Source organism: Sciscionella marina DSM 45152 (genome assembly GCF_000379465.1).
GTDB lineage: Bacteria > Actinomycetota > Actinomycetes > Mycobacteriales > Pseudonocardiaceae > Sciscionella > Sciscionella marina.
Genome location: NZ_KB905385.1, coordinates 1 through 15731, shown reverse-complemented (window position 1 = coordinate 15731; position 15731 = coordinate 1). Strand labels below are relative to the sequence as shown.

General features: G+C 68.6%; 15 protein-coding genes. 6 read left to right on the top strand and 9 right to left on the bottom strand.

Annotated elements, in window-relative coordinates:
• Positions 1-179 precede the first annotated feature (179 nt).
• Positions 180-1646, bottom strand: coding sequence for an MDR family MFS transporter (locus tag A37U_RS0112840; RefSeq protein WP_026197167.1), 1467 nt, complete (start codon positions 1644-1646; stop codon positions 180-182).
• A 105-nt stretch (positions 1647-1751) separates the two neighbouring features.
• Here A37U_RS0112840 and A37U_RS0112835 point away from each other — a divergent pair, with 105 nt between their 5' ends.
• Complete coding sequence (locus A37U_RS0112835; RefSeq protein ID WP_020497048.1) at positions 1752-2372, top strand: TetR family transcriptional regulator; 621 nt, start codon at positions 1752-1754, stop codon at positions 2370-2372.
• Positions 2373-2478: 106 nt separating this feature from the next.
• The gene (locus A37U_RS0112830) at positions 2479-2793 is read left to right on the top strand and encodes a GlsB/YeaQ/YmgE family stress response membrane protein (protein WP_020497047.1); all 315 of its coding nucleotides are present in this window, start codon (positions 2479-2481) and stop codon (positions 2791-2793) included.
• 81 nt (positions 2794-2874) lie between these two features.
• Here A37U_RS0112830 and A37U_RS0112825 read toward each other — a convergent pair whose 3' ends face one another.
• The 5 genes from A37U_RS0112825 to A37U_RS51460 all read right to left on the bottom strand — a co-directional run bounded on the left by A37U_RS0112825 (position 2875) and on the right by A37U_RS51460 (position 7862).
• Entirely contained in the window at positions 2875-3897 is a 1023-nt protein-coding gene (locus A37U_RS0112825; protein WP_020497046.1) for a Gfo/Idh/MocA family oxidoreductase, read from the bottom strand.
• Positions 3894-5321: an APC family permease gene (locus A37U_RS0112820; RefSeq protein WP_020497045.1), complete on the bottom strand. Its 1428-nt coding sequence runs from the start codon at positions 5319-5321 to the stop codon at positions 3894-3896. The genes A37U_RS0112825 and A37U_RS0112820 overlap by 4 nt, the downstream gene beginning before the upstream one ends.
• Before the next feature lie 10 nt (positions 5322-5331).
• A complete protein-coding gene (locus A37U_RS0112815; RefSeq protein ID WP_020497044.1) occupies positions 5332-6111 on the bottom strand; it encodes a carbon-nitrogen hydrolase family protein in 780 nt (259 codons plus the stop codon).
• Between the two features lie 73 nt (positions 6112-6184).
• Complete coding sequence (locus A37U_RS0112810; RefSeq protein ID WP_020497043.1) at positions 6185-7513, bottom strand: aspartate aminotransferase family protein; 1329 nt, start codon at positions 7511-7513, stop codon at positions 6185-6187.
• A 19-nt stretch (positions 7514-7532) separates the two neighbouring features.
• Complete coding sequence (locus A37U_RS51460) at positions 7533-7862, bottom strand: hypothetical protein (RefSeq protein WP_157182801.1); 330 nt, start codon at positions 7860-7862, stop codon at positions 7533-7535.
• A 220-nt stretch (positions 7863-8082) separates the two neighbouring features.
• Here A37U_RS51460 and fes point away from each other — a divergent pair, with 220 nt between their 5' ends.
• Complete coding sequence (gene fes / locus A37U_RS43425; RefSeq protein WP_020497041.1) at positions 8083-9768, top strand: enterochelin esterase; 1686 nt, start codon at positions 8083-8085, stop codon at positions 9766-9768.
• 144 nt (positions 9769-9912) lie between these two features.
• Positions 9913-11505, top strand: a complete 1593-nt coding sequence (locus A37U_RS0112795; RefSeq protein WP_020497040.1) for an ABC-F family ATP-binding cassette domain-containing protein — start codon at positions 9913-9915, stop codon at positions 11503-11505.
• A gap of 177 nt (positions 11506-11682) precedes the next feature.
• On the opposite strand, the gene map is transcribed toward A37U_RS0112795, so the two are convergent.
• Entirely contained in the window at positions 11683-12507 is an 825-nt protein-coding gene (gene map, locus A37U_RS0112790) for a type I methionyl aminopeptidase (RefSeq protein ID WP_020497039.1), read from the bottom strand.
• Positions 12508-12625: 118 nt separating this feature from the next.
• Between map and A37U_RS0112785 the strand changes: the two genes are divergently transcribed.
• Both A37U_RS0112785 and A37U_RS0112780 read left to right on the top strand, forming a co-directional pair.
• Positions 12626-12895 (top strand): helix-turn-helix transcriptional regulator, encoded by a 270-nt coding sequence (locus tag A37U_RS0112785; RefSeq protein WP_020497038.1) that lies wholly within the window; start codon positions 12626-12628, stop codon positions 12893-12895.
• 105 nt (positions 12896-13000) lie between these two features.
• On the top strand, positions 13001-13453 hold the full coding sequence (locus A37U_RS0112780) for a hypothetical protein (protein WP_157182800.1): 453 nt from the start codon (positions 13001-13003) through the stop codon (positions 13451-13453).
• A 51-nt stretch (positions 13454-13504) separates the two neighbouring features.
• Here the strand turns inward: A37U_RS0112780 and A37U_RS0112775 are convergent, their stop codons facing one another.
• Positions 13505-14506 carry an SCO4651 family lipoprotein gene (locus A37U_RS0112775; protein ID WP_157182799.1) on the bottom strand — a complete coding sequence of 334 codons (1002 nt, stop codon included), beginning with the start codon at positions 14504-14506 and terminating at the stop codon, positions 13505-13507.
• Between the two features lie 232 nt (positions 14507-14738).
• Positions 14739-15695, bottom strand: coding sequence for an AraC family transcriptional regulator (locus A37U_RS0112770; protein WP_020497035.1), 957 nt, complete (start codon positions 15693-15695; stop codon positions 14739-14741).
• Positions 15696-15731 lie beyond the last annotated feature (36 nt).

Here is a 15731-nt window from a genome sequence, read left to right as displayed (position 1 = left end):
GGCGCGTCGCGGTCCCCAAGCCACATCCCAGATGAAGCCGTGGCGCGCCGCCGGTAGGCTCCCTCCCCCAACCCCGGCGGCGCGCCACGGCGCTGTTTTTCTTCAGCGGCGGAGTCGCTGATAACCCGGTCGGCAGCTCGGGCCGCCATCTGCCACGCAAGCCCGCTCGAACGATTCTCCTAGTGCGCGGCCATCGCCGGTCGCTCTTCGCCCGCCGCCTCGTCGTCCTGTTTCGCAGGGCGCCGGATGAACACCGAGAGCACCAGCGCGACCAGCGAGATCACCGCGCCGCACAGGAAGGCCGCGTGCACGCCGTCGGCGACCGCGGCCTCCGGGCCGTTCCCGGGACCGATCGGGGTGGTGAACTTGGACATCACGGTGACGAACAGCGCCGACCCCGCGGCGGCCGCGAGCTGCTGCACGGTGCTGACCATCGCGCTGCCGTGCGAGTACAGCTCCTTGCGCACCGAGCCGAGCGCCACGGTCATCAGCGGGGTGAGCATGGCACCGATCGCGGCCATCAGCACGGTCTGGGTGGCGATGACGTAGCCGAGCGGAGTACCCGCGCCGAAGCTGGTCATCACCCACAGCGCCGCGCTGACCACCACCGCACCGGGGATCACCAGCGGACGCGGCCCGTAGCGGTCGAACAGCCGTCCGATGACCGGTCCGAGCAGACCCATCGCGAGCCCGCCGGGCAGCGTGGCCAGCCCGACGGTGACCGTGTCCTCGCCGAGCACGTTCTGCAGGTACAGCGGCAGCACGATGATGCTGCCGAACATCGCCATCATGCTCACCGCGATCATCACGAACGCCAGCACGAACGAGGAGCTGCGGAAGGTGCGCAGATCCAGCAGTGCCCGGTCGGTGCGCTGCAGCACGAACTGCCGGGCGCCGAACACGAGCAGTGCGGCGATCCCGATCCCGAGGGCGAGCCACGGTGAGATGAACGCGCTGCCGCTGGAGTCGCCGATGCTGGACAGGCCGTAGACGAGGCCGCCGAACCCGAGCGCGGAGAGCACCACCGAGAACGGGTCGACCTTGGCCTCGGTCAGGGTTTCCGGGCTGCGCATCCGCAACACCCCGGCGATGAACGCGAGCGCGGCGAACGGCAGTACCACCCAGAACAGCCAGTGCCAGTCCAGCTTGCTCAGGATGAATCCGGAAAGAGTGGGGCCGACCGCGGGCGCCACCGCGATCACGATCGTCATCGAACCCATGATCCGTCCGCGCCGCTGCTCCGGGATCATCGTCATCACGGTGGTCATCAGCAGCGGCAGGATGAACGCGGTGCCGCCGGCCTGCAGCACACGGCCGATCAGCAGCATGAAGAAGCCATTGGCCAGCGCCCCGGTCAGAGTGCCGAGCAAGAACAGCGACATCGCCACCGCGAACAGCCGCCGCATCGGGAACCGTTGCAGCAGGAACCCGGTCGTCGGGATCACGATCGCCATCACCAGCATGTAACCGGTGGTCAGCCACTGACCGGTGGTCGCGGACAGGTGCAGATCCTTCATCAGGGTCGGCAACGCGACGCTCATCAGCGTCTCGTTCAGCACCATCACGAACGCCGCCGCCAACAGCAGCGCGATCAATCCCATGGCCCCGGCCGGAGCCTTCTCGGCAGCCGGTCTGGATGTGGACACAGAACCTCCTGAAAGCAAAGTCTTCGGTGTCGACAGATTACGTCACCGTGGCAGTCAGTGCCATGCAATTTCGCGTTACCATCAGGCGCGGATTCTGGAGGTGCGATGACCGATCGGGACCACCCCGACCTACTGACCAGGCGAAAGCGCGACACCGAACGCGAAATCGCCGCGGCGGCACTCGACCTGTTCGAGTCACAAGGTGTGGCACACACCACGGTCGAGCAGATCGCCGAGCGCGCCGGAATCTCCCCGCGGACGTTTTTCCGGTACTCCGCGACCAAAGAAGCCTCGGTACTGCTCGGCGGCACCGAGGTGGACGATTCCGTGGACGCCGCGCTCGAACCGGACCGGCTCGGCACGGATCCGGTCAAGGCACTCGAGCAGGCCTTCGCCGACGGGATCGCCGAGCTCGACACCGGGAGCACGGCCATGGCGCGCCGGGTGCTGCGGATGCGCCGCCTCGCCGCGACCGAACCCGCGCTGATCCAGGCGATGCTGCGGGCCGATCTGGAACGGGGCGAACGGGTGACCGCCAAGCTCGCCGAGGCGCTGGGGGTCGGTCGGCACGCCTTCGAGGCAAAGGCCGTGGTCGCGGTGCTCAACACCACGGTGCGGATCACCTTCGAGGAATGGACGCGGCGACTCGAGGCCGGGGAGCACCCCAGCATCGCCGAGCTGTACGCGCAGGCGAGGAAGGCCGTGCGGGATGCGGCCTCAACTTGATCACGAATCACCCATAACCCGCATTCCGGCTTTGCAGGAAGCACACAGTAGTGCCACCATCACGGCACCGACCGTGATCAACTGCCTCACCTAATGGAGTGTTCCTATGCATCTGTTCAGCGGTATCGGCAGCATCCTGGGCTGGATCGTCGCGGGACTGATCTTCGGCCTGCTCGCCAAGGCGATCCTGCCCGGTAAGCAGAACATCCCCTGGTGGCTGACGATCCTGTCCGGAATCGTCGGTGCGTTCCTGGGCAATCTGGTGGCCGCGGCGATCGGCTACCAGAACGCCAACGGCGGCGTTCCGTGGTTCCGCTGGATCCTGGACATCGTCGGCGCGATCGTGGTCGTCGCGATCGTGTCCGGGGTGTGGGCCAAGAGTAAGAGCGGGTCCAAAGGGGAGCCTGCCGCGAAGTCCTGACCGAAGCGGAATCGAGAACCGCCGCGGACCGGTGCCGGTCCGCGGCGGTTTCGGTTTCCACGACCGCCCCTTGTGGACCGATCAGCCGAGCGCGTAGCCGGATTCGGTGCACCGCACCGGAATGGCGCGTCCCTCCCGCCAGGACCGGGCGGCCGCGGTCGCCAGATCGAAGGCGGCGAGCGCATCCGAACCACCGGCCCGTACCGGTGTCCCGGTGCGCACCGCATCCGCGAACGCGTCGAGTTCGGCGGCATAGGCGAACGGATAGCGCTGCTCGAAATCGCGCACCAGCGGAGTGGACGCCTGCCCCGGAGTGCGCCATTCGTAGTGCCGCAACTGCGGATGATCGATGCGCACCGTGGCCAGTGACCCCAGCACCTCGGTACTGCACTCGTAGCCGTATCCGGCCGTCCTGCTGTTGTCGATCACCCCGAGCGCCCCGTTCGCGAAGCGCAGCACCACGACCGCAGTGTCCACATCTCCGATCCCGGTGCGGCCCGGATCGGAGACCACCGACCCGTGCGCGCTCACCTCGATGATCTCCCCGGCCATCCAGCGCGCGGTGTCCAGATCATGAACGGTCACGTCGAGGAACAGTCCCCCGGAACCGGCGAGGAATTCCGCCCTCGGCGCCGCCATGTCCCGCAGCGAGGTACGCAGCAGCGCGATCTCGCCGAGCTCCCCGGCCTGGATGCGCTCGGTCGCGGCCACCCAGTCCGGGTCGAACCTGCGGTGGAAACCGATCTGGAAGGCGACGCCCTCGGCCTCGACCGCGGCGATGGCGCGCACCGCGGCCTCCCGGTCGAGCGAAAGGGGTTTCTCGCAGAACACGTGCTTTCCCGCGCGGGCGGCCGCGACCGCGAGTTCGGCGTGGGTTCCGGTCGGCGTGGTGATCGCGACCGCGTCGATGTCCGTTTCCAGCAACCGGTCAAAGCTGTCCACCCCGGTGACCCCGTGCTCTTCCACGATCCGGTGCACCGCCGCACTGTCCACATCGAACACCGTGGCGAGCTCCGCGCGGGCGCACCGGGAAGCGAGATTGGTGGCGTGGATGCGCCCCATGCGCCCGAGTCCGGCCAGCCCGATCCGGAGTTTTCCGCTCATGCCCGCTTTCCCCGGCGAGCGGCGACCACGCAGCCGAGGAGGATCGCGAGCACCGGGATCACGCCGAGCACGATGGCCACCGTGCCCCCGGCGCCGACGACGAGCGGGAAGTTGGTGATCACCAGCCACAGCGTCGCGCCGAGCACCAGCACCCCGAGCGCAGCGAGCACGAGCCGCCACCGGGAGCCGATCCGGTTCCTGGCGAAGAAGACCAGCATCGAGACCGTGGTGCCCAGCATGAGGGTGACGATGCCCGGGGTGGAGATCCCCGCCATGGGCGAGAAGATCTGGGTCAGCGGGTCGAGGCCGAGCACCGCGAACACGGCGATCAGGAGTGCGGCCGTCGCGCTCTGCACCAGTGAGGAGTTCGCGGGCGAGCCATGCCTGCGGTGCACCGCACCGAGTTTCGCGGGCAACCAGTCCCGTCCGGCGAGCGCGTGCTGGTATCGGGCGACGATGTTGTGGAAGGAGAGCACGCAGGCAAGCAGGCTGGAGATGAGCAGCACCTGCATGACATCCCCGGCGACCGCGCCGAGATAGCGCTGCGCGGTGCCGAGCATCAGGTCGTCCGGGTTTGCCACCGCACGGTCCTTGATCGCCTCGACGCCCCAGCCTTCCACCATCGCCCAGCTGGAGATGGCGTAGAACACCCCGATCACGAGCACCGAGATGTAGGTGGCCCGGGGCACGGTGCGATCGGGATTCCTTGCCTCATAACGGAAAACCGCGGTGGACTCGAAACCGACGAACCCGGTGACGGCGAACAGCACCGCAATGCCGAGCGGGCCGGAGAAGATCACCGTCGGGGTGAAGCTCGCCCCACTGATCCCATCCGCCCCACCGCTGGCGAAGATCGCGGTGTCCATGGCGATCACGATGGCCAGCTCGCACACCAGCGCGACGCCGAGCACCTTCGAACTGAGCTCGATGTGCCGGTAACCGAGGAAGGCCACCAGCACCAGCACCACGCCCGCGCAGGCCCACCATGGTGGCGCGTATCCGGTGTAGCGCTCGATGAGCGAGGAGAAGGCGCCACCCAGATAGCCCCATATTCCGGCCTGCAGCGCGGTATAGGCCAGCAGCGCGAGAAACGCCGCGCCCCCGCCCGCGATCCTGCCGAGTCCGCGTTCGATATAGGCGAAGAAGGCACCCGCGGAGTGCACGTGCGGGGTCATCCGGACGAAGTTCGCGGAGAACACCAGCAGCACCACGGTGGCGATGAGGAACCCGACCGGGGCACCCGCCCCGTTTCCCTCGCTGATCGCCAGCGGGGCGTTCCCGCCGATCACGGTCAGCGGGGCGGCGGCCGCGATCACCATGAACACGATCGCGGTGACCCCGAGCCGCCCGTGCAACCGCCCGGATTCCTCCTCCGGTGCCCGCACGGGTGGGCGGACGGCCTCGTTGCCGTCGGTCCTGTTCATGAAAACCTCGCTACCGATAGAGATCTCGGCGCAGATCGGTGAGATAGGGATTCTCCAGCTGGGCCCGATCCACGCGTTCCGGATCGAGTTCGGCGAGCAGCAGGGCCGGTCTGGTGCCCGCGCAGGCGAGCCTCTCACCATCGGGTGCCACGATGCTGCTGCGCCCGACATAGACGGTGTCCCGTTCGCTTCCGGTGTGGTTCGCGTAACAGACGTAGACCTGGTTTTCCCAGGCACGGGCCGGAATCACGGTCTCCGCGACGAACGCGAAGGGTTCCATCTGCGCGGTGGGCACCGCGATCAGTTTCGCCCCGGCCAGTGCCGCGGCCCGCACCGTTTCGGGGAACTCCACGTCGTAGCAGATCAGGATGGCGATCGGCATACCGTGGAATTCGGCGATGGTCACCGGTTCGGTTCCCTCGACGAACAGCTTGCGGTCCAGCTCGCCGAACAGCTGCGCCTTGTGGTGCACCGCAAGCGTTTCACCGTCCTCGCCGAGCAGCACCGCGGCGTTGGCGATGCCCCGTTCGGTCTGCAGCGGCGCACCGGCGAGCACCCCGATCCCGCGCCGTCGCGCGATCTCCGCGGCACGCTCGATCAGCGGCTGCCCGGCGAGCTCGGCCACCGCATCGCCGATGTCGTAGCCGGTGAGGAACAGCTCCGGGGTGACGAGCAGATCCGCCCCGGAGCCCGCGGCGCGTGCCGCGCACTCGTCCAGTTCGGCCAGGTTCGCCTCGGGATCGCCCGGGCTGCCCGCGGTCTGCAGGCAGGCCAGCCGGAACGTGGTCACGTCGCCACCTCGCCGACGCTCGGTTCCGCCGCTCGCCAAGGGTGCTGTGCCCTCGGTTCACTCGCACGCTCGCTCACGGCCGTACGTACCCGTCGGTCACAGCGAGCGCCTCATCGATGGCGGCGAGCCCGGTGCGCAGCTCCTGCTCGGTGATCACCAGCGGCGGGGCCACGTGCAGCCGGTTGAAGTGGGTGAACGGCCACACCCCGCGTTTCTTGCACGCCCCGAGCAGTTCGGTCATCGGCGCGGCGTCCGGGCCCGCGGCGTTGAACGGCACCAGCTGTTCCCGGGTTTCCCGGTCCCGCACCAGTTCCAGGGCGAAGAACAGCCCGCGTCCGCGCACCTCGCCGATGCACGGGTGGGCCGCGGCCATTCGCTCCAGTTCCGGGCGCACCACGCGCTCGCCGAGATCGCGCACCCGTTCCAGGATGCCTTCGCGTTCGAAGATCTCGATCGAGGCGATCCCGGCAGCGCAACCCAGCGGGTGGCCCGAGTAAGTGAGCCCGCCGGGATAGGGCTGTTCGGCGAAGCCCGCGGCGATCGCATCGGAGAGGATCACCCCGCCGAGCGGGACATAGCCGGAGTTCACCCCCTTGGCGAAGGTGATCAGGTCCGGGGCCACGTCGAACAGGTCGACCGCGAACCACTCGCCGAGCCTGCCGAAACCGACCATGACCTCATCGGCGATCAGCACGATCCCGTGCCGGTCGCACAGTTCCCGCACGCCCTGCAGGTAGCCCGGCGGCGGGATGAGCACGCCGTTGGTGCCGACCACGGTCTCCATCAGGATCGCCGCGACCGTGTGCGCGCCCTCGAGGGTGATGACCTCCTCCAGATGCGCGAGCGCGTGGGCACACTCGGTCTCCTCGTCCACCCCGGAGCGGTAGGCGTAGGGACCGAAGAAATGCACGATCCCGGTCGCCGACTGCTCCGAGGCCCAGCGGCGCGGGTCCCCGGTCGCGGTGATCGCGGTACTCGTCCCGCCGTGGTACGAGCGGTAGGCCGAGAGCACCTTGTGCCGCCCGGTGTGCAGCCGGGCCATCCGGATCGCGTTCTCGTTCGCCTCCGCACCGGCGTTGGTGAAGAACACCGTGTTCAGCCCCTCGGGCGCGCGCTCGGCGATCATCCTGGCGAGCTTGCCGCGCACGTCGTTGGCGAAGGACGGGGCGATGTAGCACAGCCGCTCGGCCTGCTCCTTGATCGCGGCGACCATGTCCGGGTGCTGGTGCCCGAGGTTCGCGTTGACCAGCTGCGAGGCGAAATCGAGCCATTCGTTTCCGTCGTAGTCGGCGATGGTCGAGCCCCGCGCCCACTCGATCGGCACCGGATTGATCTTCGCCTGCGCCGACCAGGAGTGCAGCACGTGCCGACGGTCGTCCTCGATTACCCGCTCTGCGTCCATACCCCGATCCTCGCCGAAATCACCGCGGACCGGAATTGACAGAGTGAGCACCTACGCCGGATCGCGTTGACAGTTCGCTCAGCCGAGGGCGGTGCGGATGTCCTCGGCGATCCCGCCGCGGGCGAGTCCCCGCCGTGCCGTCCACCGGGACCACGTGCCCCGCGGTGACCGCGCCGAACTCGCGAACGTTCTCCAGGCTCACCGCGACGCTGCGCCCCGGCCCCTTCCGGTCCTGCGCGGGCGGACGGCGCAGCCCGAGCGCGCTGACCACTGCGGCCGCCGGTCCTTCGGCGTACATCACACTCGGGTGTTCCCGCGCTTGGCCGCGGCGAGCGTGTTCGTCGAACACCTTCCGACCCCACCGGGTTGTCCGAGCGCGGCCCGCCGGTCGCCGGTTCCGCTCTTGCGCAGGTAGACCAGCGGTGCCGTCGGTGAGCTGCCTGCCATTCGACTCGTGCCGCGGTCCCGATCCGCGTCCGGCGAGCAGCGCGCCCGCGAGCACCACGACGCCACGAACCCGCCATCTCACCACTGATCGTCTATACATTAGGCAAGGCTAACCTGTGTGCATGCTGCACGCGCTCACCATGACCCCGAACCCACGGCTGTGCCTGGTCTGCCTTGGTGAGCCACGGTGGTTCACGCCGTGGACGGAGCTGCTGCCCGCGGATGTGGGCCTGTTCGCCGCCGGGCACCAGCATCCGGACGCGCTCGCCGAGGCATTGAGAACCGGTCCGCCGGTCGCGGTGTTCGGACACGGTTCCGGCGCGATCCCCGGCTACGAACTGGCCGCCAGGCTGCGCGATCCGGTGCATCTGTTCGTCTCCGGGCCTCCTGGTCCACACCGCAACGGTGTACGCGCGCCCCTTTCCTGTCCGGTCAGCGTGTTCCCCGGAGAAACCGATCCCGCCGCGGCGGCCGGCTGGCGCACCACGACGAGCGCCGGGTTCCGGATGCACGCGCTCGCCGCGGCGGTCGAACCGATCCTCGAGGACCTGCGGGACCCACCGCGCGCACTCGGACCGGTCCCGGAACTTCCGCCCGGACAACCACACCACGGTGCCACGCCACCGCATTCGGCGCGCGCGGTCACCGCCGGCCCGGCCCGCAGCCCGGCGATCGAGGCACTGCGCGCGGCCGTGGCCGCCGGGGAAACCCAAGCGGTGCCCCGATTCTGGGCCCGCGTGGGCGCCGAGGGCGGGCCACTCGTGGAGCCCTGCCCGGAAAGCGCGGCGCACCGCATCGTGACCTTCTGCTACCGCGGCGGCCCGGATACGGTTCGGGTGCTCGCGCTGGTGAACAAGCTCACCGACCGGTCACGACTCGACCGCAGCCAGTGCGCCCACCTGCCGGGAACCGATGTGTGGCACCTGAGCTACCGGCTGCCGAGCACCTGGCGGGGCAGCTACCAGTTCGCCCCCGACGAGACGGGTGAGGGCGAACTCGCGGAGCCGGCGGGCGTTCCCGATCCGTTCGCCTCGCTCGTCCTGCCGAGCAGGGGCGGTGAACCGGTGCGTTCCATCGCCGAACTCCCGGACGCGCCACCGCAACGATTTCTCTGGCCACGGCCCGGCGTCCCGCGCGGCACCGTGACCGAAACCGTGGTGCCGAGCCGCATCCTCGGGTATCGCAAACGTGCCTGGGTCTACACCCCGGCACGACCGGCCGCCGAACTCGCACTGCTGGTGCTGCTGGACGGCGAACTGTGGGCCGACGAGCTGAACATCGCGCCCACCCTGGACAACCTGATCGCCGAGGGGCACCTGCCCCCGCTGCTCGCCGTGCTCCCGGAGGCGGGCCCGCGCGCGGTGCGGATGCGGGAATACCAGTGCCACGCGCCGTTCGTGGCGTTCCTGACCGGGGAACTGATCCCCGCGCTCGCCGAAACCCATGCGATCACCGAGGATCCGGCTCGCACCGTGATCGCCGGGCAGAGCCTCGGCGGGCTCACCGCGGCCTTCGCCGGGCTCACCGCACCGGAGCGGTTCGGCGCGGTCATCTCCCAGTCCGGCTCGTTCTGGTTCGGCGAAGGAGAACTCGGGCGCCGGTTCGCCGGAAAACCGCGGCTGCCACTGCGCTTCGGGATCGAGGTGGGCAGCGATGAACGGACCCTGGACGAACCGACCGCGCAGCTGCGCGAGGTGCTGCTCGCGCGCGGGTACCCGGTGGATTTCCACGAGTTCTCCGGCGGTCACGACCGGGCCTGCTGGCGGGGCGGGATCGCGGAGCGGCTGATCGGCATCGGACTGCGCTGAGTGTGGCCCTCGCGCTGTGGCGTCCGACAACTGACTCAGCGAGCCATCGCTTCCTCTGTTACCGTTGAAGTCATGCATCTCTACTTCCTCTGAGCAGGTGGCACGGCACTCATCTGTCCGCCACCCCGTTTCTGAAGAGGAAGTATGTCCACGGCAATTCATCGCGCCCGAACGCGCGCGCATCTTTCCGCGACCGATCTGTGCCTCGCCCGCGGCGGGCACCCGGTGCTCGACACGGTGAACCTCACCGTTTCCGCCGGTGACCGGCTCGCCGTCGTCGGGGAGAACGGTCGCGGCAAAACCACCCTGCTGCACGTGCTCGCCGGTCGGCTGGCCCCCGATTCCGGGGTACTGCGCCGGTTCGGCAGCCTCGGTATCGCCGAACAGGAAATGCCGAGCGCGGAAGGGCGCACCGTCGGCGAACTCATCGACACCGAACTCGCCGAGGTGCGCACGGTCCTGCGGGAGTTCGAATCCGCGACGCACGCGCTCGCCGGGGAACGCCCCGGCGCCGCGGACGAGTACGCCCGTGCTCTCGCCGAGGCGGAGACACTCGATGCCTGGGATGCCGATCGCAGGGTCGACATCGGCCTGGCCGCGCTCGGCGCGATCGACGACCGGTCCCGCGAACTGGCCGGGCTCTCGGTCGGGCAGCGCTACCGGATCCGGCTCGCCTGCCTGCTCGGCGCACACCACGACCTGTTGCTGCTCGACGAACCCACCAACCACCTGGACGCAGGCGGGCTCGACTACCTGAGCAGCGCACTGCGCGAACAACCCGGCGGCGTGGTGCTGGTCAGTCATGACCGGGCGCTGCTCGCGGATGTGGCGAGCACGGTGCTCGATCTGGATCCCACCCGCGATGGGCTGCCGCGCAGCTACGGCGACGGGTACTCCGGTTATGTCACGGGGCATCGCGCCGAACGGGACCGGTGGGAGCAGGCGTATCAGGCCCAGCTGGCCGAACGGCAGCGGCTGGCCGATGACCTTTCCTCGGCGCAGAACCGGTTGTCCACCGGATGGCGCCCGGACAAGGGAACCGGCAAGCACACCAGGGCCACCCGGGCACCCGCGCTGGTGCGCGCCGTGCACCGCAGACAGCTTGCGCTCGAGGAACACGCCATGGAGATTCCCCCGCCACCGCAACGGTTTCGGTTCCCCGAACTGCCCGGCCGCTCCGGGGCGACGCTACTGCGGGCCGAAGACCTCACCCTCGGAAACCGGCTGCCGCAACCGTGCGAGCTGCTGCTGCGTTCGGCCGACCGGCTCGTGGTGACCGGGGCGAACGGTGCGGGAAAATCCACCCTGCTCGCGTTGCTCTCCGGTGCGCTCGAACCCGGTACCGGGCGGATACAGCGCGGCCGCGGGGTGCGGATCGGCCTGCTCAGCCAGGAATCCCCGGACCGGTCCGGGCGGACCGTACGCGAGGTCTTCGAGGACGCGCTCGCCGGAACCGAGCCGGTTTCGCTGAGCGCGCTCGGCCTGTTGCCCCGCTCCGCGATCGGCAGGCCACCCGGGGAGCTCTCCGTCGGCCAGCGGCGGCGCCTCGACCTGGCGCTGGTGCTCGCCGCCCGGCCGCACGTGCTGCTGCTGGACGAACCGACCAACCACCTCTCCATGTCCCTTGTGGACGAACTCACCGAGGCGTTGGCCACGACCCCGGCCGCGGTGGTGCTCGCCAGCCACGACCGGCAACTGCTGCGCGATACCGCGTCCTGGCCGCGGCTGGAGCTCTAGGAGGTACCCGGTTCGGTGCGGCAGGTGAAGCCCTCATCCTTGTTCCTCTCCACTCGGCCGATCCGGGCCAAGCCTGCCAGTGCGCGGATCCTGGTGCCAGTTCCGTGCCAGCGCGCGGTGCGCCCGCTGCCAGTGCGGTACCCCAGCCTCGAACCGTGCAGCCGATCGAGCGGTCCGTCAAACCTCCTTCGTGGCGATCCGGTTTTCCGGAGCACCCTTGGATACGGGGTCCTCCAGCGCGCGCCGGGTGAGCACCCGGGGGCCGTCCTCAGTGATGGCGACCGTGTGCTCGGAGTGGGCGGTGCGCGAGCCATCTGCCGAGCGGATGGTCCAGCCGTCCTCGTCGAAGATGATCCGGTCGGTGGTGCGGGCGAACCAGGGTTCGAGTGCCAGCGTCAGGCCCGGCCGGAGCTTCAGGCCGCGACCCGCCCTGCCCTTGTTGGGCACGTGCAGGTCCTCGTGCATGGTGCGGCCGATGGCGTGCCCGCCGAACTCGGTGTTGACCGGATAACCGTAATCACAGGCCACCTCCCAGATCGCCGCCGAGATATCGCCGAGCCGGTTGCCCGGGCGGGCCTTCTCGATCGCCGCTTCCAGGGCTTCCTCGGTCGCCCGGATGATCCGCCGATCCTCCTCGGCCGCGGTGCCGACGATGACCGTGCGCGCCGAATCGGCCGCCCAGCCGTCGATGGTGACCGCGAGGTCCGCGGTGAGCACATCCCCGTCGCGCAGCGGGTAGTCGTGCGGCAGGCCGTGCAGCACGGCGTCGTTGACCGAGAGACAGATGACGTTGCGGAACGGGCCCATACCGAACGACGGGGCATAGTCCCAGTAGCAGGACACCGCCCCGCGCCGTTCGATCATGCCGCGCGCGTGGTGCTCCAGGTCCATGAGGTTGACGCCCACCTCGGCGATCCGGCCGATCTCGGAAAGGATCTCGGCGACGAACCGCCCGGTCACGTGCATGCGGTCGATCTCCGCAGGCGTCTTCAGTTCGATCACGGATACCTCGCGTCACGGGATTGGCCCGGCCACCGGGACGATACCCGCACGGGCCGGTATAGTTATACCAAGAGCCTAACACTTGCCGGTATAGTAATACCAACACTATCCTGGAATCATGGTCCGCCAGCCACTCACCCCCGAGCAGATCGAAGCAGGCAGGCGCCTCGGCGCGCTGCTGCGCCTGGCACGGGCGGAGCGCGAACTGGCCGAGGTCGCCCACGCGGCGGGCATCTCCCCGGAAACCCTGCGCAAGATCGAGACCGGACGGCTGCCCTCCCCCGGATTCGGCACGATCATCCGCCTCGGCGAAGCACTCGGCCTGCCGGTACAGGAACTGGCGGACACCTGGCGGGGCGGCGAACTCCCACTGGAGGCGGCCTCCTGACCGCGGGCAGCTCGTTCGAACACAGGGGAACACATGTTCGAAAAATCGTGCTATCCTGGGATCATAGCGAGACCGGAACGGCGCGGAGGGGTGTGGAGCGTGCACGTGGAGAGCGCAGTGGATCAGGAGCGGAACGGGCCCGAGGGCGCGGGGTGGAGCGGCTGCCGTCTTCCGCCGGGGCCGCGCACACGACCGGGTGCACCGAGCACGCCACAGCAGGCGAGTGACCGGCTCGCCGAAGCCCTCGCCGCGACCTTGTGCCGGTACACGCTCGACGCGGAGGCCGGTCCCCCGGTAGCCGATCCCGGACGGGAATCCACCGGCCCTGCCCGGAGCCTGGAAATCCGCGCCGGCCAGCAGACGGTCGTGTTCCCGGTCCTGCCGGGGAAACGGAACTGGAGCTACTTCAGCAAAGGGACGCAGCCGGGTGAGCTCGGCGCGCGGCTCGGCCGGCTGAGCTTTCCCGATGGCGCATTCATCGACGATTCGGCTCCGGTGTCGGTGCTCGCGGCCCGGATCGTGGAGACCTTCGACCGGAAGGGAGCGGATATGGATTGAGCCGACAGCGGCACGCAGAGCAACCATTCGCGCGGTGCACCGCCGTGCGGATCAATTCCCGCCACTGCCCCGGTGCTTCTCTTGCCCCTGCTCCTCGTGGCCCTGTTCCTTGTCGAGCTCGTCGAGCTGCTTGCGGAGCTTCTTCTCGACATCCCGCAGCGAGGAGTCGACCGGTGCGGATCCGCCGGTCCGTTCGTTGTGCAGCACGGCATCGACGTTCGCGTATTGCCCGGAAGCGGGGGCCTGGATGTCGACCGGCTTTCCCCAGTCGGTGTAGTGCGCGCGCAGGCGCACCAGCGCATACTCCGGGGTCACCGTGGACAGCGCGATCTTGATCGGGAGCTGGTTCCGGTCGACGTCGAGCTCGGCGGGCAGGGTCGACGGCATCGACCCGAGCTCCTCGCTCTGGTCCATGAGCTTGCCGGGCCCCAGGAGCTTGCCGGGTTTCAGCCGGATCGAGTAATGCGTGACAGGCCTGCCGTCGACGGTGCCGGGTTCACTTTTCCGGACGGTGCCCGCGGACTTGATGCTCGCGGCGATCGTCGCCGGGTCGAGGACATCGCCGAACAACGTGGTCGTCGGCCTGACCTGTGTCGAATGCCCGGTCGACGCGCCCATCTTGAGCCACGGCCGCCGATCGGCGGCACTGCGCTTGTCCTGCGGAGTGTTCACATACACCGATCCGCCCGCGGACACCAGCCGCGTGGCCCCGCCGTGCACGTCCACGCCCGTGGTCCGCATGGCAGGCGGGTCACCGAGCCGGAGCGCACCAGTGCCGTGTTCCCCGACGTAGGCCGCGTCCCGCGCGTTCGGGTTACCGGGATTCATGGGTTCGGGATCACTGTTCCCCGAAGGCGCCGCCTCGACCGAATAGCTAAAGGTGGCCGTTTTCGCGGACCGCTGGGCGCGATCGAGCGCGGCGCTGAGCTCGGCGACACCGTGCTCGGCGACACCGTGCCCATCCGGCTCCCGCGACGCGTCTGTTCCGCTGCCGCAACCGGCGAGCACCGCCAGCAGCACGGCACCAGCGGCCGCGCTTGTCTTGTGCCTCAACAGAAACTCCCCACCGATCCAGCGAACTACCCCCGAGAACACCGATCAGTATCGCCTTCGGAAACCGGGAAGACAAGAACGGAAGAGGTGGTGAAGACAACCCGTAACGACCACCGGAAAAGATCGGGTATCGAATCGGCGAGCCCGGTAACACCCCGGGAACCTCATCCGATAAGCGAGCTGACCATTCCGGGGTTAGCTGTTGCGGGGCAGGACGTTGACTACACGTGTCTCACACGATGGGTTTGGCGGCCTGGCTCCTTCGACGCCAGTCCGACGGCGTGACGTTCCGGGCGCGTTTGAAGGCAACACTGAACGCGAAGGGGTCTTGATATCCGACGTTTTTGGCGACCCTGGCGATCGGCGTATTGGTGTCCCGTAGCTGATCGGCGGCGATCGTCATCCGCCATGTTGTGAGGTATGAGATCGGGGGTTCACCGACGACGTCGGTGAACCGCGCAGCAAATGCGGCGCGGGACATGCCGATCTTGGCTGCCAAGGCACCGACTGTCCATGGATGTTGGAGATTCTCGTGTAGGAGGAAGAGTGCATCGCCGATGTCGGGATCGGTCAGGGCTTGACACCAGGCTGGCAGGCTCGCATCGCCGTGCGTGATCCACTCCCGGAGTGCGACAACGAGGAGTAGGTCGAGGAGACGGCGCAGGACGGCGTCTTGACCGGGTTTGGTCAGGCGAGCTTCGGCTGTGATCAACTTGAGTATCTGCGCGGTCCTCGCTCCAGCGGGCACGACCGCGAGTTCTGGGAGCATCTCCAGGAGGCGATCTGCGACATCGCCGGTGAGTTGGTAGGTGCCACGAATCATGATCGAGGCTCCCGGCGAATCAGCGCCATAGGTGCGCGCGGCAACCGCGGCGTGGTCGGGCGACACTTCGCCTTCACCTGCGAGGTACTTGCGTCCGTTGCGGATGACGTACTGTTCTGGCGTGTCCGGGCTGTCGGCGATTGTGTAGTGCTCGATCCGGGTGATGAGTGCCACGTCCTCGACGTCGAGTGACCTGGCCACCTTGGTGTCGTCGAGTCGGACGACGGCCGACCCGCGTAACACGGTCACCAGGGTGAGCGATGGCGCGTCACTATAGGTCATCGACCACGGCGGCGGGTGGATGAGTTGCCGCACCTGCGCGCCCTCGGCTTGCGCGCGGAAGAGAAGGTCGCTGAGAACGTCCATGCTCCAACCTTAAGACGCCTGCAAAGGAATCTTCGA

Bases quoted from the DNA above. Each gene is read 5' to 3' on its own strand.
- A37U_RS0112835 (WP_020497048.1), top strand. From the start codon at position 1,752: ATGACCGATCGGGACCACCCCGACCTACTGACCAGGCGAAAGCGCGAC.
- A37U_RS0112830 (WP_020497047.1), top strand. From the start codon at position 2,479: ATGCATCTGTTCAGCGGTATCGGCAGCATCCTGGGCTGGATCGTCGCG.
- A37U_RS0112825 (WP_020497046.1), bottom strand. From the start codon at position 3,897: ATGAGCGGAAAACTCCGGATCGGGCTGGCCGGACTCGGGCGCATGGGG.
- A37U_RS0112820 (WP_020497045.1), bottom strand. From the start codon at position 5,321: ATGAACAGGACCGACGGCAACGAGGCCGTCCGCCCACCCGTGCGGGCA.
- A37U_RS0112810 (WP_020497043.1), bottom strand. From the start codon at position 7,513: ATGGACGCAGAGCGGGTAATCGAGGACGACCGTCGGCACGTGCTGCAC.
- fes (WP_020497041.1), top strand. From the start codon at position 8,083: ATGCTGCACGCGCTCACCATGACCCCGAACCCACGGCTGTGCCTGGTC.
- A37U_RS0112795 (WP_020497040.1), top strand. From the start codon at position 9,913: ATGTCCACGGCAATTCATCGCGCCCGAACGCGCGCGCATCTTTCCGCG.
- A37U_RS0112785 (WP_020497038.1), top strand. From the start codon at position 12,626: ATGGTCCGCCAGCCACTCACCCCCGAGCAGATCGAAGCAGGCAGGCGC.
- A37U_RS0112770 (WP_020497035.1), bottom strand. From the start codon at position 15,695: ATGGACGTTCTCAGCGACCTTCTCTTCCGCGCGCAAGCCGAGGGCGCG.